The organism is Trichodesmium erythraeum IMS101 (assembly GCF_000014265.1).
GTDB classification, from domain to species: domain Bacteria; phylum Cyanobacteriota; class Cyanobacteriia; order Cyanobacteriales; family Microcoleaceae; genus Trichodesmium; species Trichodesmium erythraeum.
Genome location: NC_008312.1, coordinates 2,286,104 through 2,312,238, shown reverse-complemented (window position 1 = coordinate 2,312,238; position 26,135 = coordinate 2,286,104). Strand labels below are relative to the sequence as shown.

At 32.3% G+C, this 26,135-nt stretch carries 18 protein-coding genes and 2 pseudogenes; 12 read left to right on the top strand and 8 right to left on the bottom strand.

Annotation, left to right across the window (positions count from 1 at the left end):
* The first annotated feature begins 15 nt into the window (after positions 1-15).
* The 3 genes from TERY_RS07045 to TERY_RS07035 all read left to right on the top strand — a co-directional run bounded on the left by TERY_RS07045 (position 16) and on the right by TERY_RS07035 (position 2,031).
* Positions 16-1,281 carry a WcaI family glycosyltransferase gene (locus TERY_RS07045; protein WP_011611182.1) on the top strand — a complete coding sequence of 422 codons (1,266 nt, stop codon included), beginning with the start codon at positions 16-18 and terminating at the stop codon, positions 1,279-1,281.
* Positions 1,282-1,377: 96 nt separating this feature from the next.
* Positions 1,378-1,641 carry a hypothetical protein gene (locus TERY_RS07040; RefSeq protein WP_011611181.1) on the top strand — a complete coding sequence of 88 codons (264 nt, stop codon included), beginning with the start codon at positions 1,378-1,380 and terminating at the stop codon, positions 1,639-1,641.
* Between the two features lie 150 nt (positions 1,642-1,791).
* Positions 1,792-2,031, top strand: coding sequence for a hypothetical protein (locus TERY_RS07035; protein ID WP_011611180.1), 240 nt, complete (start codon positions 1,792-1,794; stop codon positions 2,029-2,031).
* Positions 2,032-2,456: 425 nt separating this feature from the next.
* On the opposite strand, the gene TERY_RS07030 is transcribed toward TERY_RS07035, so the two are convergent.
* Together TERY_RS07030 and TERY_RS07025 are read right to left on the bottom strand one after the other, a co-directional pair.
* The gene (locus TERY_RS07030) at positions 2,457-2,969 is read right to left on the bottom strand and encodes an inorganic diphosphatase (protein WP_011611179.1); all 513 of its coding nucleotides are present in this window, start codon (positions 2,967-2,969) and stop codon (positions 2,457-2,459) included.
* A gap of 784 nt (positions 2,970-3,753) precedes the next feature.
* Positions 3,754-5,547, bottom strand: coding sequence for a tetratricopeptide repeat protein (locus TERY_RS07025; RefSeq protein ID WP_011611178.1), 1,794 nt, complete (start codon positions 5,545-5,547; stop codon positions 3,754-3,756).
* 418 nt (positions 5,548-5,965) lie between these two features.
* On the opposite strand from TERY_RS07025, the pseudogene TERY_RS07020 reads away from it, so the two are divergent.
* Positions 5,966-7,072 (top strand): annotated as a pseudogene (locus tag TERY_RS07020) (three-Cys-motif partner protein TcmP).
* Here the strand turns inward: TERY_RS07020 and TERY_RS07015 are convergent.
* Positions 7,069-7,845, bottom strand: a complete 777-nt coding sequence (locus TERY_RS07015; protein ID WP_011611177.1) for a DUF5131 family protein — start codon at positions 7,843-7,845, stop codon at positions 7,069-7,071. The pseudogene TERY_RS07020 and the gene TERY_RS07015 sit on opposite strands and share 4 nt — an antisense overlap.
* Positions 7,846-8,195: 350 nt before the next feature.
* On the opposite strand from TERY_RS07015, the gene TERY_RS07010 reads away from it, so the two are divergent.
* Both TERY_RS07010 and clpP read left to right on the top strand, forming a co-directional pair.
* On the top strand, positions 8,196-9,296 hold the full coding sequence (locus TERY_RS07010; RefSeq protein ID WP_011611176.1) for a heparan-alpha-glucosaminide N-acetyltransferase domain-containing protein: 1,101 nt from the start codon (positions 8,196-8,198) through the stop codon (positions 9,294-9,296).
* A gap of 1,695 nt (positions 9,297-10,991) precedes the next feature.
* A complete protein-coding gene (gene clpP / locus TERY_RS07005) occupies positions 10,992-11,603 on the top strand; it encodes an ATP-dependent Clp endopeptidase proteolytic subunit ClpP (protein WP_011611175.1) in 612 nt (203 codons plus the stop codon).
* A gap of 517 nt (positions 11,604-12,120) precedes the next feature.
* Here clpP and TERY_RS07000 read toward each other — a convergent pair.
* Together TERY_RS07000 and TERY_RS06995 are read right to left on the bottom strand one after the other, a co-directional pair.
* Positions 12,121-12,615, bottom strand: a complete 495-nt coding sequence (locus TERY_RS07000; protein WP_011611174.1) for a reverse transcriptase N-terminal domain-containing protein — start codon at positions 12,613-12,615, stop codon at positions 12,121-12,123.
* Between the two features lie 804 nt (positions 12,616-13,419).
* Entirely contained in the window at positions 13,420-14,679 is a 1,260-nt protein-coding gene (locus TERY_RS06995) for a hypothetical protein (RefSeq protein ID WP_011611173.1), read from the bottom strand.
* 652 nt (positions 14,680-15,331) lie between these two features.
* Here TERY_RS06995 and TERY_RS06990 point away from each other — a divergent pair.
* The 5 genes and pseudogenes from TERY_RS06990 to TERY_RS06975 all read left to right on the top strand — a co-directional run bounded on the left by TERY_RS06990 (position 15,332) and on the right by TERY_RS06975 (position 22,069).
* Complete coding sequence (locus tag TERY_RS06990) at positions 15,332-17,632, top strand: RNB domain-containing ribonuclease (RefSeq protein WP_011611172.1); 2,301 nt, start codon at positions 15,332-15,334, stop codon at positions 17,630-17,632.
* An 850-nt stretch (positions 17,633-18,482) separates the two neighbouring features.
* Positions 18,483-18,587 carry a reverse transcriptase N-terminal domain-containing protein gene (locus TERY_RS27545; RefSeq protein ID WP_071820617.1) on the top strand — a complete coding sequence of 35 codons (105 nt, stop codon included), beginning with the start codon at positions 18,483-18,485 and terminating at the stop codon, positions 18,585-18,587.
* A 382-nt stretch (positions 18,588-18,969) separates the two neighbouring features.
* Positions 18,970-19,564: pseudogene (locus TERY_RS06985) on the top strand (flavin prenyltransferase UbiX).
* 7 nt (positions 19,565-19,571) lie between these two features.
* Entirely contained in the window at positions 19,572-20,288 is a 717-nt protein-coding gene (locus TERY_RS36465) for a hypothetical protein (RefSeq protein ID WP_011611169.1), read from the top strand.
* Between the two features lie 1,226 nt (positions 20,289-21,514).
* Positions 21,515-22,069: a shikimate kinase gene (locus TERY_RS06975; RefSeq protein ID WP_011611168.1), complete on the top strand. Its 555-nt coding sequence runs from the start codon at positions 21,515-21,517 to the stop codon at positions 22,067-22,069.
* A 589-nt stretch (positions 22,070-22,658) separates the two neighbouring features.
* Here TERY_RS06975 and TERY_RS06970 read toward each other — a convergent pair.
* Together TERY_RS06970 and TERY_RS06965 are read right to left on the bottom strand one after the other, a co-directional pair.
* Entirely contained in the window at positions 22,659-23,084 is a 426-nt protein-coding gene (locus TERY_RS06970; protein WP_044136534.1) for a hypothetical protein, read from the bottom strand.
* A gap of 6 nt (positions 23,085-23,090) precedes the next feature.
* Positions 23,091-23,495, bottom strand: a complete 405-nt coding sequence (locus TERY_RS06965) for an NIL domain-containing protein (RefSeq protein WP_011611167.1) — start codon at positions 23,493-23,495, stop codon at positions 23,091-23,093.
* 435 nt (positions 23,496-23,930) lie between these two features.
* Between TERY_RS06965 and TERY_RS06960 the strand changes: the two genes are divergently transcribed.
* A complete protein-coding gene (locus TERY_RS06960; protein ID WP_011611166.1) occupies positions 23,931-24,512 on the top strand; it encodes a thioredoxin domain-containing protein in 582 nt (193 codons plus the stop codon).
* 805 nt (positions 24,513-25,317) lie between these two features.
* On the opposite strand, the gene TERY_RS06955 is transcribed toward TERY_RS06960, so the two are convergent.
* Positions 25,318-25,812 carry a type II RES/Xre toxin-antitoxin system toxin gene (locus TERY_RS06955; protein ID WP_011611165.1) on the bottom strand — a complete coding sequence of 165 codons (495 nt, stop codon included), beginning with the start codon at positions 25,810-25,812 and terminating at the stop codon, positions 25,318-25,320.
* Positions 25,813-26,135 lie beyond the last annotated feature (323 nt).

Below are 26,135 nucleotides of genomic sequence, written 5' to 3'. Positions count from 1 at the left end.
ATAATTAGTTAAATTATGCGTATTCTTATCTATTCCTACAACTATAACCCAGAACTAATTGGTATTGCACCCCTAATGACAGAACTTGCAGAAGGTTTTGCTAAACGTGGACATCAAGTTCGTGTAGTGACTGGTATGCCAAATTATCCTGAACGTAAAGTTTATGATGGATATAAAGGGAAGTTTTTTCTGACAGAATACAAAAATGGTGTGACAGTTCAACGTAGTTATATTCATGTCAGAGGTTCTAAACCGGGGGTTTTAGCTCGGCTATTGTTAGATGGTAGTTTTATTGTTTCTAGTTTATGGCAAGCTTTTAATGGCTGGAAACCTGAAATTATTTTTGCTACTACTCCTCCTATATTAATTTCTTTACCAGTTAGTTTTTACGGATTATTTTCTAAATCTTCTGTGGTCTTAAATATTCAGGATATTGTTTCTGAAGCTGCGGTAAGAGTTGGGCTAGTGAACAAAAATAGTTGGATAGTAAGTCTAGCTCAAGCAGTGGAAAAATTAGCTTATTTTAAAGCTGATAAAATTAGTGTTATTACTGAAGATTTTGTTACTAAGTTGGTAGAACAAGGGGTTAGTAAAGATCGTATTGTTTGCATTTCTAATTGGGTAGATATTAATTTTATTAGACCTCTCAATAAAAATAATTATTTCCGAGCAGAGCATAACCTTCAAGATAAGTTTGTAGTGATTTATTCTGGGAATATTGCTTTAACTCAAGGTTTAGAAACAGTAGTTAAAGCTGCTGCTAGTCTCAAAGAAAAATCAGAGATTTCTTTTGTCATCTTAGGAGAAGAAACAGCGCGTCAACAATTACAAGAATGTTGTAATAATTATCAAGCAGATAATATACTTTTACTGCCTTTAGTACCACGAGAAAAATTACCAGAAATGTTATCTGCTGCTGATGTTGGTTTAGTAATACAGAAAAAGACTGTTACTGCTTTTAATTTACCTTCAAAAATTCCTGTTATTCTTGCTAGTGGTCGTCCCATAATAGCCTCTGTTCCAGATACAGGTACAGCAATGAGGGTTGTCAAAGAAAGTGGTGGTGGAATAGTGGTTACTCCAGAAGATTTTTCAGCTTTGGCACAAGCCATTCTAGAGTTATATGAAAATCCAAAAAAACTTGAGGAACTAGGTCAGCAAGGGAGAAAATATGCTGAAGAAAATTTTGGATCTAAAAATGCTTTAAATAGTTATGAAGCTTTATTTGCTGAAATTTTATCCTGTCAGGAAAGAGGAGAAAAGAAGAAAGGAAAAGGTTGATTATTAATTGTTTTTGTTTTAAGTTATTAGGGAGTAGGATAGATGAGTCCGAGGATAGGGAACAAACCAAAAATGTTTACTACGTCACTTTGAAAAATGCTTTCTATACAAAAAAAGTTTTTATTTATTCACATTCCTAAAACAGTAGGTAATTCAATTCATAATTTTCTAAAGCATTACTTTGAAGATAAAATTTTTTTCTTTAACCCTTGGCAAGATGATGTAGAAATATTTGAAGTAAGAAATAAAAATTTTTCTCACATACATAAACACTTGTCTTTACTTGACTACTATCAAGTTTTGTCACCAGATATTTTTAATTCTCTTTATAAATTTGCCGTTATTAGAAACTCTTGGTAAAGAATGATTTCTTATTTTTTTTCGCCACATCGTCAAACTCAAAAATGGAATAGAGATGAGTTTATTAATTTATTGCGAAAAGTACCAACAATGTTTTATTATTTAAATAGTAATGGCTTGCCGTTAAGCCAGCCTTAAGTTAATTTTGTTATGAGGTTTGAATCTCTTGAAAACGACTTTAAAAAACTATCCCAAATATTACAACTAGAAAACTTTCAGCTCCCTATCCGCAATAAATCAAATAGAGAAGAATATTGGAAATATTACGATTCTGAATTGGTTGATATGGTGGCACATAAATATGCAGTAGAAATTGAATATGTTGGATATTTTTTTGTAAACCAACAAATAAATTTCTTTGATAATTCTACAAGATTTATAAAAATTTGAATAGAACTAACTAATTTTGAGTTAACTAAAACTTCTGATTTTAATGATTTTAATACCTTGTAGCAAAAGATATTTATACTGAAGGAAAAATGTTTTTTCTTTATTACCTTATTTTATACATTAATGATGCTGCTGGACTTTATCTAAAATTTTTGTAGACTTTCCATATCACTTCCCTATTGTTATTTACTATAATCATTTTAGTTATAATTAAGACACTGCTTTCTTGCTGTAAAATAGTTTCGGGTAAAAAAGTATTTTATTCCTATTAAAAATTACGATAACTACAAAAACTGCCATCATTTGAGAATTTTTAAAAAATTAACTAGTTTTTTTAAAAAGTAGGGGTAGGTTTTTATTCAAGTAAAATCTCTAGAAAACCCACCCCTAAATTTTTTTTAACTCTGAAGATACTAGAATTAATATTACTTACTTGCAGCTTTAACGCATTTCTCTACTAATGGCATTACATGCTCAACATCTTTCCAGCCAAGTATTTCTGTCACCTTTTTTTCTAGGTTTTTATAAGTCCTGAAAAATTCAGCTATTTCTTCTAGTCGATGATGTGCTACATCTTTGAGAGATTTAACCTCAGTATAGCGCGGGTCTTTATCTGGAACACAGAGAATTTTTTCGTCTCTATCTCCTCCGTCGATCATTTCTAACATACCTACAGGTCTTGCTGGAATAACACATCCAGGAAATGTTGGCTCATCCATAATTACTATTCCATCAAGGGGATCACCATCATCTGCTAGGGTATTAGGGACAAAACCATAGTCATAAGGATATTGTACAGAAGAATATAGTACACGGTCAAGGGCAAAAGCTTGTAAATCTTTATCAAATTCGTATTTATTTTTACTTCCGCCAGTAATTTCTATTAAAACATTTATTAGTCCAGGTTTTGGTTGAGCCGGAATTAACGATAAATCCACAATATTTCTCCATATTAACTAAAAAAGAGTATATCAAGAGTTGGGATGAACTACTCGGGCTCCACGAATTAGCACCGGGAATAGTAAGATTCCAGGCCCATAGTTGCTTTATTCTTCTAAGTTAGTAGAGCTAAGGGACTAGGCATCTAAAGATATCGTTCCTACACCCAGGCCTAAGTCAAGCATACCTGAGCTGAATTAATATCTCGATCCTCAGTCAACGTGAACTCTATCATTGAATTTCCAAACAGATGATTAATATTTACCCAAAATTTAGAGAATTTTATTCGCCTCATTTTTCCCGTTTAATACTAATTCCTATGCATTAATACTATATTTGGTTAGTACTTCAGTTGTTAAAGAATTGAGATAGGCATAATAATCTTATTGCTATCTTTAGCTAAGTTAATATTAGTTTTATAAATGTTTAATACTTCCCTTCTCCCCTACTGAAGATATAGGTAGAAAACTTTTTTATAAATGGTATAACTCTCAAGCAAAGGAAAAATTTATTTAAGTCTAATTCTGAGGCTAATAAAGTCGAAAAATTGCAGTAACTTTCTCCAAAATTATTTTCTTAGAGATGATGGATAAAATTGACTAATCTGGAAATTTCCTAGGAACAGATGACTAATATTTAGCCAAATATCAGAAAATTTGATTTACCATTCGGCAGTAGATAAATGAAATACAAATTTTGCGATTTTCTATATATATAAAATTAAATAGCAGAGTCTCAGAAACTCAGACACATGATTAACATTTACCATGACATCAGAGAATTTTAGCTACTCACAGGAACCATATTAAACGAAATACAAATTCTCTCACTATCTCCAATAAATGGAATAGTAGAGTGCCAAAAATAAGAAGGAAAAATTACTAATAATCCTGCTTGTGGTTTAACCTGATATTTATCTGAATTTTTCATATCTAACTTTGAAGAAAAGCAAGTTTCAAAATTTAAGTGACCTGCTTCAGAATTATTTTCTTTAATAGTATTAGGAACTTGAATATAATAAACGCCACTGCAATAACTTTCAGGATGAATATGAGAAGATTGAAATCCTTCTGATTCTAAAACAACTGCCCAACCACTGAGTTTCCAATCTAAGGGTATATTATGAAAAAATTGATAGTTAGAATTAGAAGTGAAACGACTAAAATAATCTTCTAGATAACTATTAATTTTTTTTCTTAGTGCTGTTATTACAGGAGTATTATCTGTAAAAATTTCATAAGTTTGACTACCTTTATTTATGGGTTTGCCTGGTCGATTTTTTAAAAGAGTAGGATGTCGAACAATATAATCTTTCAAGTCATGATTATAAGCTGTCAAATTTTGCCATCCTTCTATACTAGTAAACTGGTATTTAGCTACTAATTCTGAATAGTCAAAAATAAATTTAGCTTCAGACTGTTTGCCTACATCTTGCAAAGCTAAACCCAAATTAGCATAAGCTTTAATATGTCTATTATTAATACTTATAGCTTTTTCAAATTGAGGAATTGCTTCTTTAGATTTACCTATTTCTCGCAAAGATATTCCTAGTTTTGCATAAGCATCAGCAGAGTTAGAATCAAGTTTCAGAATTTTTTGATATAGTTGAAAGACTGTTTTCCAGTCAGATTTTTTTCCGAAAACTTCTGCTAGACCTGCTATAGCATTAACAGAATTTTGATCCTGCTTCAATGCTGCTTTATAACACTCAATTGCTTCGTCATATTTTTCCTGTTGGCTTAACAGAAAACCCAAATTTATATGAGCATCAGTAGAAGTAGGAATTAAATCAACAACAGCTTGATAACAAGCTTCAGCTATATCAACTCTTCCCTGCTCATAAAAAGTAGCAGCAATATTAGTCAAGCATTCTGTGGAATGAGGATTAATTTCTAATGCTTGTTCATAAGTTATTTGTGATTCTTTGAGGTTTCCACGGCGATAAAGTGCCATGCCTAAAGATAATAGAGCATCAAAATTATTGGGATTTTGATTCTTTGAATATTTTGGATCTATTGAGAGAGCTTTTATGTAAGAAGATATTGCTTTATCTAATTTCCCTTGAGTCTGAAATATATCTCCTAGAGCCATGTTAACTTGCTGATAATTTGGATTAATAGTTAAAGCTTTTTCTAGGGAAGCGATCGCTTCTTCTATGATTCCTTTTTCGGTCAAAGCAATACCTAAGTTTAGGTGATATTCAGCAGAATTTTTATCTGCCTGAATCGCACGTTTATAACAGTCAATAGCATTATCAAGTTGTTCAAAGGCGCGATAAGTATTGCCGAGATTATTGAGGTATTTAAAATTTAATGGTTCTAGATTAACAGCTTTCTTTATTAAACTTATAGCACTCTTATTATCTCCCATTTGTGCTTTAAGTACCCCCAGATAATTTAAGACTTGAGAATTATTTGGTTCCAACTGAATAATTTTTTCATAGATAACTTTTGCTTTTTGCAATTCTCCGTTTTTATGAAAAGATAAAGCACGATATAAGGCATTTTCTGGGATATTATTATTGAGTATTTTTTGACTTTTATTTTTTACTGCTTTTCTTTTTTGTTCTCTGTTCATAGTTCTATCCTAGTACTAATATTAAGCTGATTTTTTTTAAATAGTAAATAGAATTAAATTTTTGAATAATTTTCAAAATATAACAGTCCTCCCATTGGCTATAATACTTTTTAATAAGTTATACAAAATTAATTACAAATACTTGAGCTACTGAACAGACTACAAATGTAAAAATCACTGGGAATAAAGTTAGCTAATTAATTTTGTATCAGCACTTATAAGAGTTAATATTAACTCTTATTCTGATTCCTGACTCCTGAGTTTGACTAAAATATTACAACTTCAATAGGATTGCTATATAATTGAATATAATACTTAATTAATTTAACCTTTTTTTTAAACTCTAGAATACATCTAGCCTAAAATTGTTGAGTTTTAACAAAAATTTAATTTTATAAATAATACTAATATCTAAATTATGACAAATAATTCTTTTTTTGATAAGTCTACAGAAACATCTTTAGTCAAAGCTGAAATTGTAGCTAAATATTTTTGGGCTTGGGCAAAGGTCATAATACCACAAGCGAAAAAAAAGAATACAAATATTGCATATATCGATCTTTTTTCTGGGCCAGGTCGTTATCAAGATGGTTCAAAATCTACACCATTACTAATTTTAGAACGTGCTATTGCTGATCAAGACATGGGAGAGAAACTAATTACTATTTTTAACGATAAAAATTCTGATAATACAAAGTCGCTTTAACAAGCAATAAAATCTCTCGAAAATATCGAAAATTTAAAACATCAACCACAAATTTTAAATACAGAAGTAGGAGAACAATTTCTTCAATTAATTAAAAAAATTAGTAATCTACCTAAACTTTTTTTTATTGATCCTTGGGGTTATAAAGGCATATCTCGTGAACTAATACGTTTAGTAATTAAAGATTGGGGTTGTGATTGTATACTATTCTTTAATTACAACAGAATAAATATGGGCTTAGAAAATCAGAAAGTAGAAAAACACATGAAAGCGTTGTTTGGTGAACAAAGATTTAATAAGCTTAAAGAAGAAATTAAAAGAAAAAGAATTAAGCCACACGAGAGAGAATTAATTATCATTGAAAATATATCTCAAGAACTCAAAAATATTGGTGGTGAATATGTATTACCTTTTCGCTTTAGAAATGCTAAAGGAAGAAGAACTAGCCATCATCTTATTTTTATATCAAAGCATATTCGAGGATACTCAATTATGAAAGAAATTATGGCTAAGGAAAGTTCATCTTCTGAACAAGGCGTACCAGCTTTTGAGTATAATCCAGCAACAGAATATCAACCTTTACTTTTTGAACTATTCCGACCACTTGATGAGTTAAAAAATATGCTTTTAAATGACTTTGCAGGTCAGACAATTAAAATGATAGATATCTATGATCAACATCATGTAGACAAGCGATATATTAAAAAGAATTACAAAGATACCCTACTAAAATTGGAAGCTGAAGGAAAAATTATTACAAACCCATCTAAGCGTAAAAAAGATACATTTGGAGACAAAGTAGAAGTTATATTCCCCTAAACATAAATCTTTTCTTTTCTAGATTTACCCTTATATTCTACCTTGCACCCCCTCCATTTTTTTTGATATTTATTCCACACTTCTGGCATTTCATCCCAAACTTTTCCATTAAAAATTCTGCCTAAAGTTTTAGGAGTTCTACCTCCCCATTGTTTAAAGAAAAAAGCTACATCAGCAGCTTGACATTGTTCATAAATACCTTTTACCCATTCCTCTTTCATCGGACGATATTTATTACCAGATTCACCACCTACAATTACCCAATTAATATCAATTAAATTAAGTTGTAAATCCCCTAAAAGGGGTTCACAAGAAAGGAATCTCACATTAGCAGGTACTTGCCGTAAATAATCAACACGATGAACATAATTTTGACTTTCCACCGATACACCCATCCAAATATTTTCATGCCATTCTAATTGAGGTGCTAGTTCAACCAAACGTTCATGTCTTTTCGTCAAAACTTGATAAATATGCCAAGGGGTTTTGCCAATTATTTTAAATACTTGTTTGATAAAATCAAGATCAACATCTTCATGGAAAATATCGCTCATTGAATTAACAAAAACTCGCTTAGGAGTACGCCAACTTAATGGTTGCTTTAAACGCTCAGGATGCAGTTTCAAAGTAAACCCTTCAGGAAAATTATTAGTAAAACGTTTTGTAATTGCTTCTGCATAACAATGAGCACAACCAGGACTAACTTTATCACAACCTGTGGTAGGATTCCAAGTCCTGTCCGTCCATTCAATACCAGTTTTATTATTAGCCATAGTTAAATTTAATTTCTCAAAAAATTATAATTATTGAATTATATTATTTGATTAAATATTTTTTTATTACTTACTAAATTATACCTTATTTTTACAGTCAAAATCAACTTAATTTATAGAGAAATATGAAATCCAATAAATATATAAATTAAAAGGTATAATATTTACTAATAAATTATAATTGCCGATATAAAATTTTTGATAAAACGTGATACCTATAAAAGGATTATATTTTTAGTTTTTTAAGTTGATAATTCCTAATTATTTACCTGTTTAATAAAATAGCTTTTCTTGCCAATAATAACCAAAATGACTTAGTATAATCTCCTACTATAAAAACTAAAATCAAAATGCGCCTAAAATCTCTCGATGTATTTCGTGGCATCACAATTGCTAGTATGATTATTGTTAATAACCCAGGCAGTTGGAATCATGTTTATCCACCCTTACTTCATGCAAAATGGCATGGTTGTACTCCCACAGATTTAATATTTCCCTTCTTCTTATTTATCATGGGTGTAGCTATGACCTTTTCCCTGTCAAAATACACCGATAAAAATCAACCTATTCCACACATTTACCAAAGAATTTTCCGCCGATGCCTCATAATTTTCCTGTTTGGTTTGCTACTAAATGGCTTTCCTAATTACAACTTAGCCACTATTAGGGTTATGGGAGTATTACAACGTATTAGTCTAGTCTATCTTCTCGCAGCAATAGCCATCCTTAACTTGTCCCGAAAACAACTTTATGGACTTGCCACTACCCTGCTAATTGGATACTGGATAGCCATGCAACTAATACCTGTTCCTGGTTATGGTCTTGGGAACCTTTCTCCAGAAGGAAACTTTGCTGCCTATATTGATCGCTTGATCCTAACTCAACAACATTTGTGGGCAGGCAAACAATACGACCCAGAAGGACTTTTTAGCACCTTACCAGCTATAGTAACTGTTTTGATTGGTTACCTTACAGGAGAATGGCTCAAACATCAATCAACAAACAGTCGTACTACCTTAAATATGGTAATTTCTGGTCTAAGTTGTTTAGTAGTCGGGTATCTTTGGGGACTATTTTTTCCCATTAATAAAGCTTTATGGACAAGTTCTTATGTAATATTTACTGCCGGATGGGCCTTGCTGTTTTTAGCTATTTGTTATCAGGCCATGGAGGTTCGAGGCTGGCATAAATGGGGACATCCATTTGAAGTGATGGGATTAAATGCCATATTTATATTTATTGGCTCTGGATTTTTGGCCAGGGTAATGATTTATAATAATATTAATAGAGCTGAAAATTCCCCTACAATTAAAATATGGATATATGAACATTTTTTTCAATCTTGGGCAGGTTCATTTAATGGTTCTTTACTCTTTGCTATTGTCAATTTATTATTTTGGTGGAAAATTTCTGATTTAATGTATCGTCGCAGTTTGTTTATTAAAGTTTAAAGAAAGTAAGTATTCAGCTATCAACTATCAGCACCTTAGCCATAAAAATAAAAGTAGTTAAGTAGGTAAACAATTAGGAATTACATATTGATTGAAACTGAAATAAAACACTTGTGTAAATACCGTACTTTGTCAATAATTTTGTATAAGTGCTTATTAATTCAGTCTATAAAATTTGTCAAAGTGGTCTGATAGATATTGATATGAAAAACAATAATTAGGACAATAAACAGGATTTATTGTTTGAGTAAATCCGTCTTAATATAACGTTTCTCAACTTACTGAGATAAAGTTTTTTTTCTTTTCTATACTCTGTTTTAAAAATTACTACTGTTTAATGGATGTTTCATGCAGCTTCCCTAGTAAAACAAATAAATTTTGTATCTTAACAGTGTGGAAATTGCTATATGTTGATTTTATCATTAAATATAAACATATTTTCTAATTAACATTAATTAAGATAATTTTATACTCTTCCTTATAACTATAACTAACTTAAGATTAGCTATAATTTAAGCTGATAATTAATAATAAAATTCCGGAATTAATAATGCTAATAATTTTATGTAGCTGACCCTAAAAAGTTTTGAATTTTGATAATTAAACGGGCAAAAAATAAGTTGTATTTCTCTAGTTACACTAAATTCATTTTAATAAGGAGATATTCTAAAAACTTTTAACTTGTAAGCCTCATTACACTTGTTTTATCAAAGAATAGTTATTAGTTAAATGTCTCAATATATCACAGAACTAAGTAATGTTATTTTTGAGAAATTTTATAGTTATGAGCGTCTTTATTTGACCAAAAATTTCCTGATTTTCTCAAAGTGTGGATTCATCAATCAAAATGATTTAATATCAGCTCTATATATGTTAAAAATAAGGAAATAGGATAAAATTTATTCTTAACTTTTTGTAGTTATTAGTCAAATCAAAATTTTGATATTATATGTTCCTAATATTAATTAACTGGTTATAAATTTAGTTGAAAATTATCAAATATAATATTTTTTTAAATGTATTATTATCTATTCTATTAAATAAAAAAATACTGATGGGAAATTTTATTTAGTGTAAGTAGCTTAGAGTTATAATAAACTCTCAATCAAATTAGATATTGATTAAAATATAATTATTGAATACCAACTTATGAAAAACTTTGTTTTGCTCAACTTGAGCTTGATATTTTGAAAAATTATTTATTAACCATTATTTGTGGTTAACTACTTTTTGTGATTTCTGTAGTTATTTTAGCTACTTTTAAAGGGTAGAATTAATATATGAGAAATGGTATTATAAGATAATAATTTAATACTTAATATCTACTAACTATAGTAACTATTGTGCTATAATATTAGTAATTTACATCCCATAAGGAAATACCAATTCTAGAAATACTGAAAGGTATTTAAGTATTAACAGTTAGCTCTCAGCATTTTAATAAATGAAGCAAGCATTTGTTTAACTTATACTACATTTTTTACCATATAATTGAAGTACAAAAACGACCAGCTCTACTTTCAACTAAAAGTAATGAAGCTGATAGCTGAGAGCCAAATACTTACAGAAACAGATAAAAGAGAATAGAAAAAAAATAAAAATAACCGTACCTTAAAAATATTGACAAATATTATATTATATATTAAACAGCACCAATAATTTTCACTTTGAATTTTAACTTTTAGCTGAAAAAATATGATTCCAACCGTTATTGAACAATCTGGCCGTGGCGAAAGAGCCTTCGATATTTACTCTCGACTATTACGCGATCGCATAATCTATCTAGGAGAAGCGATAGACTCTGAATTGGCCAACCTAATCGTAGGCCAATTATTATATTTAGACTCAGAAGACCCAGAAAAAGATATTTATCTCTATATAAACTCTCCTGGCGGTTCTGTTAGTGCCGGGATGGGTATTTATGACACCATGAGACACGTTCGACCTGATGTCTGTACTATTTGTATGGGAATAGCTGCTAGTATGGGAGCATTTCTTCTGAGTGGAGGAACAAAAGGCAAAAGAATGAGTCTACCCCACTCCCGAATTATGATTCATCAACCATTAGGTGGTGCCCAAGGTCAAGCCACAGATATTGAAATCCAAGCAAAAGAGATTTTATACCTCAAAAAATATCTTAATGAATGTTTAGCAGAACACACAGGCCAATCTATAGAAAAAATTACCGAAGATACAGAAAGAGACTTTTTTATGTCAGCCACAGAAGCAATGGAATACGGAATAATAGACCAAGTTTATAACCGTAATCCCTCTAATTCTCAACCTATATCTCCTATTAAGGAATAAATAAATAGTAGAAAACAGTTAAGGCTAGTGGATTAGTTCTCAAAGCATTGACAAATAAAAGCTTTAGCCAAGTTAAGAAGTCTTAAAAAGTACCAGAAGTTCGGTTGCTCAAGCTCATGCATGGATCGGATGAGTGGACACACTGGCCGCAGAAAAATCAGAAGGCAATTCTTACTATACCGGAGTTGGTGACCAAGCTATTGCTCCATCCCGACCTGCTCCCGTGCTTCCGTGCTTTTTTTTTCAATTAATACTAGTTTATGTGCAGATAAATTATCCCTCACAACTATCTCTCCTAGCCATAACTCTAGCAGAGAAAAAAATGTTCAATAAATACTTTAAATGCCATGGTTGCCATTGAATTATTTATTGTCATTAACTCTACTACTTCTTTAATATTTACTGCACCAATTACTGTAACTTTATGGCATCAATAAAATAGCTTCATTTCATTAACTTATTATCCTTTTAGTATAAACGTATATAGGTTCTTGTTAGTTCTAGCATTACATCTATTTCATGTATAATTACTAAATTCTGTTTCATCTATAAATACTAAATTTTCTGAATATATCTTTTTCACCAATTCCTTTCTATTATTCTCTAAATTTTTATACTCTTTCTGTCCAGGGTAGGCTGCTACGCTGCTTAATACATCTACCAGGTTAAATCTTTGCATTGGGGGTAGACTTTTTATACCATCTATACCCGCCTTTTTCTTACCCTGGTTATCCTGAGTCACCCGTCTAACAGCTAGCAACAAGGCGTAATAACTTTTGGTCAGAAGTTTTTGGTATTTAAGCATCTTGCGGATTTCGCCACGGCTGGATGCTCTGTAGATTAATTTTTGCAACTTAAACACATACTTTTCCACCTTCTTCCAGTTAATGTCCTTCCATTTAAGATTAGGATTAACACTACATGGATCTGGTATATCGTTTGTATCCCATGCCACACTTAAAAATGGTTCAGGATTTTCTAAACTTCTTTTTAGGGTTTTAGCTTTATTCATAGCTAGTTATTACTCTACATTACGTCTAACAGTGAGTACGTCTGCAAACATTATGCTTCTTACTCAATCCTACTCTCCTTAAAACCTACATCTTTTGTGTAGATTGACCTTGAATGGATTCCTAAGTTTTTGACCTATTAACTTAGGTGTCTTAAAGAGGTTTCCTCGTTCCCTTATTCCTTTATTACGATTGATTTAGTGGGGTAAAATCTCCCGAAGGGTGCTATATGATTGTTAACCTAAGCTTTATAATACTTATGCTCATTGACCCTCTGACTTTCGTCCTACATCCCATAGCTACCTTTGGAATGGTTTGCGGTAACGAGAGTTTTATTACCTTCCTATTCGTCCACTTGTCAACCTTTGCTTGCGGTATCGTTCCTAGGTAACTGGTATTTTCCCGCTTTTAAACCAGCTTCAGGGATTGATGTTCAGTCGCTACCCTGTGGTCTATGCTGTCAACCCAACAACAAGGCAGATGGAATTTCACCACCAAGGTAATAAGAGTTATTCACAAGTCGAGGTTGTCCTCATGTGGTGACTTGGAACGGTCATGTATACCTAGTTTCCTAGTTTAGTGGCCAACGAGTCGCACTATAAAGATCACATAATTTTCATATTATCGGTTTTCGTAGCTTAATAATTGGAATGTATTTTCGTCACTAAATTAATCTCAAAAGCTTTCAGGACAATAGAAAATTATTAATATACTATTTGTCAATGATTGTCAAGATGAGCTGACCCTACCTTTTATTTTTTTGCGGCCGCCTCAAATAAAAGCACCCTGGGGGGGGAATGGGCTGTTTATTCGGGAGTATCTAACGCTTCTAATTGTTGTAAAAAATCTTGCAATTCCTCAAATGAAAGCCGTGTACGACCCTCCTGTCCATAAGTTTTCTTGAGGAAAGTTTTTCCTTTTGTAGAACTCCAACCCAAACGTTTAATTTCATTAGTAGTTTTGCAAAATACTTCTAAATACTGCCAAAAATTGTGTAATTCATGTATAGTTAATTGTTCTAGAAGTTCTTTATTATGGTTGTATTCAAAATAATCTTTTTGTTGCTTTGCTTTCCAGCCTTGAACCTTAATTTCTTTAGTTACTTTCTGTAGCAAATATAAATATTTATTAAAATTAGATAACTCTTCAGGTGTTAAAAATTGGCGTGTTTTTTGACTGTAATTTTGCTCTATAAAATCTCGCTCCTGCTCTTTTGTCCATCCCAAACTATCTATTAAAATATCTATACTAACATTATCATCAGATACATCCTCAGATTGATCTGAAGAATCAATTTGATTATTACTATTTATTGAAGTAGCTAAATCTTTTATCGTTCTTTTTGATTCTGATGTAATTATTTCACTTTCTCGATGATTTATAGAATCTATTAGTGCTTCTGTAGTTTCATCAATTTTTTCTTCCTTTTGTTCCTGACTATAATCTTTATTTAACCAACTATTATCGAATGCACTTGAATCTTGAGGCAAATCAGAAACATCATTATAATTAATACTATACTCTGCTATTGGTAATTTATCTTTTTTCAGTGGATTAGAAATTTCGGATTTCTCTGAGGCCAACGAAATAGTTGGAGTATCAGAAACTTCATTTAAATTTATATTTAATCTTGCTGTTGGTAATTTATCTGTTTCTATTTGTGAAGAAGTATTGACAGATTTTATAAATTGTGGTTTTTCACTATCAGAAACCTTATTTAAATCTATATTTAATCCTGCTGTTGTTAATTTATCTGTTTTTATTTGTGAAGAAGTATTGACAGATTTTGTAAATTGTGGTTTTTCACTAGTGGGAGGTGGGGATGGAGAAAACTCAACAGAAGCCTCAGGTGAACACAAAGGTGTATGAAGTGTAAGAGTAGCAAGCGATCGCTCTCGAGCCAGGTCTTCTGCCACCTCCACAGTATCAGCAGATCCTAATCCAGTAGCTAAAGTTTCACCATTCACCAGTACTAAGGCACGAACTACATACTTACCGTTATGAATAGTAATTAATTCAGAGATTAAGCAACCTGTAGGATAAGAGGATCGAAAATGTTCTAACATAATTATTCACTTGGTGAAACTTAGAGAAAATTGAATATCTAACTTAGTACATTAACAAAAAATACTTTTGCCAGAAGTCTAATTTGAAGCTATCATAAAACTTAGCCAAAAACATGCCTACTAATTATTAATGGCCTAATTTACAATTGCTCCAAATTAAATGTTAGCAAAGGTAATTCCAATATACAGATTTTATCTGTGTACAGGAATTGCAGAAGAGTATGTTACTTAATTCAGGAGCATTGACTTAATAAAAGAATAACAATATAATGCCTACTTAAGCATACTAATTTAGACTTAGATAAACTTATCTTTGTTGTGGTTAGGTTAAAGATATGCTTTTAGATCTGAGAACTGATAATTGCCCTAAGTGCGGTTTATTTCGTTTGCCAAGACTTAAGTGCAAATATTAATTGGAGAAATGCGGTTGACTTGAGCGTGGATATCTTTGGATGAGTAACCGCCGAGAGGTTCATGCTCAGCAAGAAGTAAACATCAAGTTACAATTTGATGTGAGGCTTGGTATCAGTTTGATAGAGCAGTAAAAGTAGCATGAACGCAACTAAGCTACTAACTTGAGGAAACTTGGGTGAAACCTTAATGACATACTAACTTTAAAAATAGTAGAATCAGAAAAAGGATAAAACGCTACATGAAATTTTCCATCGCTACACTCTTAGCAAATTTCAGTGATGACAAATTAATCGCTCCCAAAGCAGTGGAGAAAAAACTAGATTGTCAAGACGACCAAAGTATCAGAAAATTACAAATTGCCTTGGATGCTCTCGAAAGAATAGGAGTTCTCGCTAAAGACAAAGGTCGCTATCGGCGACTTTTTGAAGAGGCACTTGTAGAAGCAAAACTACGTTGCTCTAGTAAAGGATTTTGCTTCGCGATACAAGACTTAGAAGGAACAGAAGATATTTACATTCGCGAGAGTCATCTGAGCAATGCTTGGAATGGCGATCGCGTCTTTGTGAAAATTATCAAAGAAGGAAGTCGTCGCCGGAGTCCGGAAGGAGAAGTCAAGCTAATATTAGAACGTGCAAACCCTTCCTTATTAGCAAGAATCAAGCAAATAAATGGGCAGAATGGAGACCCCTACTATAGAGCAGTTCCCCTAGATGATCGCTTACTATTTGAACTTGACTTAGTACCAGAAGGTCCAGACTTAGCAGATGCTATAGACCACCTAGTCCATGTTGAAGTATTGCGCTACCCCCTAGGAGAAAAACGTCCCATTGGAAAAGTAGTTCAGATTCTTGGTTCAGATGCAGAAGCAGCAGATGACTTAGACATAGTATGTTGTAAACATGATTTACCCCGGTCTTTTCCAAATACAGTTCTTAAAGAAGCGGAGTCTCTAGTCAGCCACTCTACCAAAGCAGATCAAAAAAATAGACTAGATTTGCGTGAACTGCTCACAGTTTCTTTTGGAGAACTAGAAAAAAAAGATATTAACCATGCTCTGAGTATAGAAACCACAACCTCCGGTTATTGGCGAGTAGGAGTTCACATTGCTGATGTAGCCTATTTTATTAAAGTAGATTCCCCCCTAGATAAAGAAGCTCGTAAGCGAGCTATCAGCATATACCTGCGAAATGAAGTAGTTCCTATATTGCCAGACGGACTATCAAGTGATTACTTTTCCTTACTACCAAAAAAAGATCGACTAGCTATATCTATTTTGATAACTGTCAATAAAAACGGTCAGATAGTTGAGTTTGAGATTGAACCTAGTGTGATCCAGGTAAATGTTCATCTCAGCTACGAGCAAACCAAAAAAATTATTAATGGCAATACGGATGGATTAGTTGACATTAACTTAGAGCAACTGGAAAATACCATCAATAAGCTTCAAGATGTTAGTCACGCAGTCCGAAATGCCAGATTACGAAGAGGTGCTTTTGACCTAAATTTACCAGATGAAAAAAGCTACTACAACGATGAGAGTCCTTTGGGAGCAATGATAATTCCTAATATCTTTCAAGCTCGTTCCATGGTAGCAGAATTGATCGTTCTGGCCAACCAAGCAATAGCTAGTCACTTGTTAGCATTAGGAGTACCTGCAATTTATAGAGTCCAAAATTCCCCAGAACCAGGAGATATTCAAGAATTTATTAAACTAGCTAGTCATCTTGGATCTGAGTTATATCTAGAAGATGAAGAATACCTACAACCTGCTGACTATCAAGCATTTGTTGAGGAATTTACCACATCAAAATCAGAAAGAGTACTGACATACTTGCTCGAAGATACTTTGAAACCTGCAATTTACAGTACCACAGCTCAACCTCATTTTGGATTAGCTTTACAACATGGTTATGTTCATTGTACATCTCCAATTTCAAGATATTCCGATTTATTGATTTCACGAGTATTACATACTGTATTTAATGAGGGTCGCGATCGCCGTTCTAGTCGTTCTAAAGAAGGTGTAGAGCTGGGACATTCTTCATGTCATGGCAAAATCTCCTGGAATGTTCTAGCTCCAGAAATACAGCAAGAATTGGAAGCACAATTAACTTCAGTAGTCGTCCATTTAACGGAACGAGAAAACATAGCACAAGATGGCCAAGAAGATTTAGAAGGATTAATTAAAACTGGATTAATGAAAGAACGTACTGGTCAAACTTTCCCAGGTTTAATTACTGGGGTACAGTCTTACGGTTTCTTTGTAGAAATTGAAATTTCCTCTGAGTCTACACAAACTTTCAGAGTAGAGGGTTTAGTTCATGTATCTTCTCTGAAAGATGATTGGTATGAATATCGTTCCCGACAACAAACACTTGTTGGACGCAAAAATCGTAACCAGTATCGATTAGGGGATATAGTAGAAGTACAGGTCAAGAGTGTTGATTATTACCGCCAGCAAATTGACTTAGTTGCAGTTAGTGGGGGCAGTACTGCTTTTGACGATGAAGAGTTCTCCTCTAATCCTTATCGGTTCTAATAATATAGATTTCTGATAAGTACATATATTGATGGTTTTTGGAGTAAGGATATGAGTCTGATTATTGTAACTTTTTAGGCATAAACTTAATGACAGCAAAGTTTTTAGGATTTTTAGAATACAAAGATTGTATGGTACTTCAAGTCCAAATGCATAAGAACTTGACAACTATATAACCATGTAGCTAAGAAACCTACCCTTTATAACGTAGAAGTGATAGCCTATCCCTTATTTAGAGAATGGATATCAACGGATCAAGCAAAAATACAAGCTGGTAATGGTTACTTGTAACCAAATCCCAGCAAGCAAAAGGCGGATAGTAAATGAAACATTCAAGGTACCATTAACTGTCGTAACCCATTAAGCAGTGAAAAGAAAATTGATAAACTGCACTCAAAAAACACTGAGAGATATAAAGGCAATTTCTTCCTCCGTTATTGCATACGTTCACTTTAGTCTCCGGCATATATTACCCATCTAAATGCTTAAAGAATAGTTATATGGAACTAAGTAATCTCATATATAGCTCTCTGGAAAAGGTCGATAAACAGAGTAGGATCAAACCCGGATGGGTAAATACAAAGAGATGAGAACAAAAGCAAATGCCTACTTGTAATGAGTATAGATAAGCATACAGATATCCGGTATTGTAGAAGTTAGAAATTTATTAACAATGAAAAAGACTAAAATACTAACAAAATTAATGGTAGTATGGAATCAGTTTCAATGGCCAAAGCCAGAAATAATTGTATTCAAGTTGCAAAAAAGAATCTATCAAGCTACTTAAAGGGGTGACGTTAAGACAACTCACAAACGGCAAAAAACCCTGTTAAATTAATAGTCTGCAAGAATGTTGCTTACTAGAAGAGTGACAAAGGATAACAGAGGTAATAAAACAGGTAGTATAGACGGAAAGAAAAACCTGAAACCAACTGAAAGATTTAGCCTAGCTTAAAATCTAAAATTAGAAAGAAAAGCAAAAGCTACAAAAAGAATCTGAATACTCAAACTTGGGAAAACAGAGAAAAAACCTATTCCTACCTTGCTCTTGAGATTGTTTCCTTCCTCTCCTTTGCAGTCACTCCAGACCTAAAATAAATGATTGCTATGATTGGGATTTTATAAAGAGCATATTCTAAGTATGTAAGGTACAAATATTAATGTTCAAACCTTTCTTTGTGAGCTTAAGCGTGCCTGAGTGATCCCAAATCTGCCAAGTATAATAGGGCATTTTTTTAAGTTACAGCATTTGCTAAACAAAGCATTAAGCAATGGGAAAAATATGCTTTGATACCCAAATTTGGTATAAAAAGAAGTGTCTGAAAATATATTCAAACATGACTAATTTTGTTTCTACTGCTCAACTACCGATAGTTATTGGAGTTACAGGAGCATCAGGACTAATTTACGCCGTGAGAGCCATTAAATTTTTACTGGCAAATTATACTATTGACTTAGTAACATCAAAAGCCACCTAATCAGTCTGGCAGGCAGAGCCAAATATTAAAATGCCTGCTGAAGTAACTAAACAAAAAAAATTCTGGCGAGAACAAGCAAGAGTTGAAACCAACAGTAAACTCTATTGTCATCCTTGGCAATATCTAGGGGCAAATATTGCTAGTAGTTCCTATCGAACTCAGGGTATGGGAACAGTAAGTAAATTGGCTGCTGGATTTAGCTCAGATTTACTAGAGTCGGCATCAGATGTACAATTAAAAGAAGGTGGTAAACTAATATTAGTGCCTCGGGAAATACCTTTGAGCTTGATTAATTTACGAAATTTGACTGAAGCACGCAGAAGCAGGAGCAAGAATTGTCCCAGCAATCCCGGCCTGGTATAATAATACCCAAACTATAGAAGATTTGGTAGACTTTGTGGTAGCTCGTGCTCTAGACCAATTTGGTTTAGATTGTGTTCCTATTAAGCGGTGAGTAGGCCATGAATAGAAGTCAGAATTTACTATTGTTAGTAGTTTTAATTGTAATCATTGGTGGGTTGGCCTTATTTGCTTGGCAAAATTGGTCTCCTAGTTTGCAATTAACTTTTCTGGGATTAAAGTCCGTATCTCTACCTATTTCTATATGGATTTTAGGTGCTCTTGTTGCAGGTGTAATTACTTATTTGCTGATTTATGGTATTTTTGAACTTTCAAATTACTTTTTCAACCAAAATTTACAATCTGTTAAACCAACTTCAAGAAAATTTCAATATCAAGATCAACCAGGGGAAAGCAAGGATAAATATTCACACTATCAAGAAACCTCAAATTATCAAAGCTCCTTTAACCTTAATAAAGATTTGGAACTAAGGGAGGAAGAGGAAAATATTGATGATTGGGAACAAGAACCTCCTAAAATTAGTAATTCTTGGGATAGTAGCACACAAGAACAAGTTATTGGAGATACGCAAAAGTCTGTTAGTCAAGATTCTACAGAGAAAAATTATGAAGTGAAACAAGAACCAGAAATAGAGTCTTGGTCTGGTTCGGTTTATTCTTATGGTTATCGCGAACCTAGTGATTCAGGGGTTGGTCAAACCGAATCTTTGTATGATGCTGATTATCGGGTTATTACTCCACCGCCTCCTCAAGATCAATCTACACCAAATCAAAAGAAAGAAGATGAAGATGGTCCTCCAGAAGATAAGAAGAATTAACCAGGCAATTAATAGCTTAAATTAAGTTGACTTAAAATTGGTGGTGTTTTTGTATAGTAAGTAGTTATGATTTAGGAAAAACAAAAGGCTAGGGGTACTAATACAAAGAGTTATACAATAGTTATTTAGCAGTATGTAATTTTTTTGCCTAGATACTTAATACCATTTAGTATGAATTAATGATTTAGGTTGAAAAATACAGCGCAATGGGCAAGTCAAAGTTGCTAATGGGTGAGTATAACTTGTATTTTTGGTAATTGCTAAACTATTGAATAACAAATATTTCAGATTATTCAATTTTTATTTTTATAACCTTTTGAGCAACGCCAGAAATTCCCATAAAAAATGCTTCTGAAGTTTCAGTAAAATTTGTCAAAGATTTATAAGCATAACTTTTTCTCTTTCCCTGCCATTATCTTATGTCGGGTAGTATTGTTTGTGTAAAACCTAAAAGATATAGTCATTCCGAATAAGAATGGGATACTTTTTCATGTAAAACCCGTTCACAGCAGGAAAACCTCCTCTCAATCTAAACCAGAATGACTATATTGCTACTCAACCCTACTCTTCAAGTTCTTGTGAGATTATCGGTAGGCCACTGATAAAAACAAGTAAGACCCTTATGGGAGTAATGGCTGTTTCAATAAGTGAATACATTGATAATTGACTATATCTTTCACCTGAGATAAATTTTCAAAGGTTTGATTGCTTATAGGTTGATTAATTATTGGCCAGAGCCTTTCGTTTCTTTTGTAGTTCTGGTGTATAAACTGGTAAAAATTACAAGTGCAAACATATTCTTCTTCTAGGAATGAAGATTTTATAATCTAAACAATTAAATTGTCTAAAATTTATATCATGTGAGTATGAGTTATTTCACAAAAATTATGGACTTTATTTAATTCTCATTCCTTTAGCTGATTGCTAATCTAAACTCTGTTCTTTTTTCTAGGCCACACAATTTTACCACTTGCTCTTTGTTGTCTCTCTTTCATCTTTTCCTACTTGACAATTTTCATTATTTAAATCCTACTTGACAATTCTCATTATCTAAAATTTCTAGGGCTATATTGTTTTTAATTCTTAAGACAAATAACTTATCTTCTCCTTCCTTTAATTATCTGATGAACTTCAACAGAATAAAATCCTAATTCCATTACTCCTAATCCATTAAAATAAGGATATGTCTTATTTAACTTTACTTTTATAAACTATAACTCATAACTATGGATATTAGTAATAGGAAATTATTACAGGGAGTAAATCTTTATCTAGTGGGGATGATGGGTGCTGGTAAAACAACTGTGGGACATTTACTAGCCCAACACTTAGGATATAGTTTTCTTGATACAGATAATTTAATTACTCAAGCTGCTGGCAAGTCAATTAACGAAATTTTTGCCACTGAAGGTGAAGCAGCTTTTCGGGAGTTGGAAACAAACATATTATCAGAAATATCTAGTTACAAAAATTTGACTATTGCTACAGGTGGTGGTATAGTTATAAGTCGATTTAACTGGAGTTATTTACGGCATGGCATAGTAGTTTGGTTAGATGTGCCAGTAGAAGTTTTATATAGTCGCTTGCAAGGCGATCAGACTAGACCTTTAATTCAAAATAGTAACCCTTTAGCTAGACTTCAGGCTATTTTAGAGGAAAGAAGACCGTTTTATAATTGTGCAGATGTTCATGTTAATGTTGATATTCAAGATACACCTCAACAAGTGACAATTTTAACCTTGGAAGAAATAAAAAAAGTGCTAAAGTCATCTCAGAGGTAGTCGCTTAGTTATTCATTAGCTTTTTTCTAGTAGAAGCTCTATACTAAAAACGAAGAGTTTGAGTTTAGGATGAAAGGGTTATTGTTATAAGAATTTATTAACTTTGAGATGCTTATCTTGAATATTTTTACCCGAATTACAATTAAATCAAATAACTTTTTTGGTTTCTAATTACATATAGCCTTAACTTATCTAAATCTTGCTTGAATTACTCGATAATGTAATTAGGTTTTTCTAGTTATATATTGCAATGGGTATATACAAAATAAAAAACTATAATATTTTTATCCTTGAAAAGAGAAAGATAAATAAAAATATTCTACCAAATCAACTGGATACCTTACTAGCTCAGTCAATCTTCTTATAGAGAAGTCTCTGAAAACCCCAAAGTAATTCTTGTAACCATTATGAGAGTATGTGATGCCAACATCCTTGTATAAAAGCAGGCTTTTCTTATAAAAATTTCTTGTTTAGCAATGGCTGTAACTCAAAAAAATACCCTCTCATAATTGGTGGATTTTATCTGACTGGTTTCCTACTCTCAAGTTAAGTTAGTTGAAAATGTAAAAACACCAATGAAATAGAATTACTATATATGATTTTTGAGCAATAAGTAAAACCAATATCCCAGACCTAAACCAACATATGAAATAATGAGTAAAATACCAAAAGACTGCCATCTGTTTAGACCATAAATTTTAGTATCTAATTTCACTAATATTCCGGCTAAAATTAACACTAAACTATGGATAAAAATGTTGATCCACCTAATTATAACTACAAATAAAAAAGCAACAACAATTGCAGAAATAAAAATATAACTTTTTGAGTTAAACAAAGGAACTATTGCTTGCAAATTAAATAAACAAAAAGTTAAAATTATATCTGATAAAAAAATACTAACAAGAACAACTAAATATAAAAATAAAGAAGCTTGATAATTAGCCAGGCTCCAGCCCAAAATAATATAACTAATGAAAAGTAGAGCTAAAGAAAGTAAAGGTATTGATTTCACATTAGCTTATAGGTTAGTATAAATAGCTTGTACTGGACAGGTAGGAATACATTGTTCACAAACAATGCAACGGGATCTGACAAAATTAAGACGAAAAGTATCAGGTTGTAAAGTTAGAGCTTCTGTAGGGCAGACACCAGTACATAAACCACAGTCTACACAGCTTTTTTCATTGATTAAAATTTCTCTGCTAGCTAGACATACATCTATATTGTGCAATCTCATCCACTCCAATGCAGCTTCTAACTCATCAATGTCTCCTGATAATTCGAGGACTAATTTGCCCACTTGATTTGGTGCTACTTGAGCGCGAATAATATTAGCAGCAACGTTAAAATCTTTTGCTAATCTATAGGTAATGGGCATGTGAATTGACTTTTGTGGAAATGTTAACGTTACTCGTTTTTTCACCGGTTAATCCTTGATTTTTAGAACTTTCTAAGAACCATACATTTTGCTACCTTAAGATTATTATTAATAATACTATAGCAATCCTAAATCATTTATGAAAAATTACTAGTATTTTTAAAAATAGCTCCAGCTACTTTTACTTTTGGTTTATTTATTCAGCATAAGTACCTTCTAGGCGCCCATTTTTTTCACTTTTCAGATAGCATTGCTATATACATAAGAACACAAATTTAGTTGTCTATTTCAAAAGCCACATTGTTTTCATCTTAGAGGTCGTGTGAAAATAACCAAAACAGTTTTTTTATGGAAGCTAAATTTCACAATTCATCTAAAATAAAATTTGTACAACTTATTTTTACTGATTCCTTAGCTCTAAAAGAGACATTGGTTTCAACTGCTTTTCGATAATTTTAATAACTATTTAATTTTCTGACAATGAATGCAAATCAATCTAATTCTACAAATATTTCCTCTTTAGTGACACGCCTGAGAAATTTTATGATTGTGTCAGTAGCGATCGCTTTATCAGTAAGCATTTTTATGGCTCTGCGAACTGATAAGCTCTCCGTTTCCTTAAATGAAATGGCTCAAGCTGCAACACCTTTGGATGTAGCATTAAGCAATAATAAGCCAACTCTAGTTGAATTTTATGCTAATTGGTGTACGACTTGTCAAGCCATGGCTCCTGAGTTGGAGGAAATTAGACAAAAGTATACTCAGAATACCAACTTTGTGATGTTAAATGTTGATAATAGCAGGTGGTTACCAGAATTGGTTGAATATCGGGTAGATGGTATTCCACACTTTGTCTTTCTAGATCGGGAGGGAACTGAAGTTGGCCAGACTATTGGAGAAGTACCAAAATCTATCATGGCAGCAAATATAGAAGCTTTAGTTGCCGGAAGTTATTTACCATATAATAGTACAGTTGGTCAAGGTTCTCACTTTAATGCTCCAGTAGAACCAACTAAAGCCAGTCAAGCCGATCCTCGAGTTCACGGTAGTCAAGTAAAATAGTTGAGTGATCAAACCGATTTAATCTAGTTAATTTATGAGGCTAGCAGGGAAGAGAGAGAGTATTCAAATTGCTTTAAAAAACTACCAACAAAATATTACAAATTAACCATAATTGCTATTACTATAGCTTTCTAAGTTAATAGCAGCATTAATTTTTCTTGCTGATTATTAACTTTTAACTTGGTCTTAATTTCTTTCATTCTAATTTGCCATTGACCTCCAATAAATCTATCACATTGATAATATTATTGTGAGCAAGAATGTATTATTGTTGTCAATGTTTTCCTACTATTTGACTTCAGTACTTAGCTCCTGCTCAACTTGTCTTCGGAGCTATTGTAAATCAGGGTCAAACCGAAAAGTAAAAAGCCATTACCTCTAAGTTCTCCTGCTCTCCCAATTTTTTGGTAAAAGAATAATTAACTCTAAATAATTACAACGTTTGTTAATTTTTGATTCTCTAATAGGAATATTTCTTATCAGTACATTGGTAGTAATAATAATTAAGTATATTCCGATACTATGAGTGCTAAAAATTAATACTTCAATGCACAGTAAGAGGTACCTTAAATCATCATAGTCATATATTTTTCGTCAATGTTTGGTCTTGAGAAAAGTTGGAACATTTTCTCCTGTGCAATAGTATTCCTTTTTTCTATATTCTTACTATGAAGGACTACAAAAAAACAACTAAAAAGTTACCTGCTTACGGGCGAGGCTTAAGACCAAATTTTTTGGTAAAAATGCTTGAGATTTAGTATGGTAAATAATAACTATCACTGATAACTGAAATGACATATCAGTTCTAGAGTTTTGTAAACAAATTTTTGTTTATACTTTTAATACTACGGTCTAAGATAAAAGGTTGAGGTGGAGTAATTGAAATTTTTTCAAAATCTGGATGTAGAGGATTAATCAAATAGTTATATTCTTGAGGAATAATAGCAGAAGGAACCTTTAATACAACTGTAGTTTGAGAAGTGAACCATTTATCTCCAATAGAGGCTAAGGCTTCAGTTGGAGGAGTATCACGCCAGTTATGAGGTAATAGAGATTCATCTACTTGTTGAATATAAAAACTATCAGGAATTTTTATACTAATAGATACAAATATGTTACTAAAGTTTTCAATTTCCATGTATACTAAAGTTTCTAATGTGGCGAGAGATAATGTCGCTGAAGTATAAATTAAAGCTGTTCCTTTAGAATTCCAACGACCTCTGCCACAATTATAACCTTCACCTATCAAAGCAATATTGGTGTATTTTTTATGAGAGATTCGCCATACTGTTAAGCTCATGCAGTAGTTTCCTATTTTTGAAGTACATATTATCGATAGGGAGTAGGGAAGATAGGTGAATAAGATAGGTAACAAGACAAAAAAAATTACCGCTACCACATTAATAACTGAATTTGCTGTAATTATGATGTCTTTAATTAAACTAATTATGATGTCTTTAATTAAACTAAATTAGGGGATAAAAGTCGCTTCGCTTAATCCCTTATTTAGCAATGACTGTAACTTAAAAAACAACCTACTACTATCGGCAGATTTGATATTACTATTTGTTAAAGAAAAAGGCAGGGTTTATAGTAAATTATTAGATAATTAAAACTTGCTAC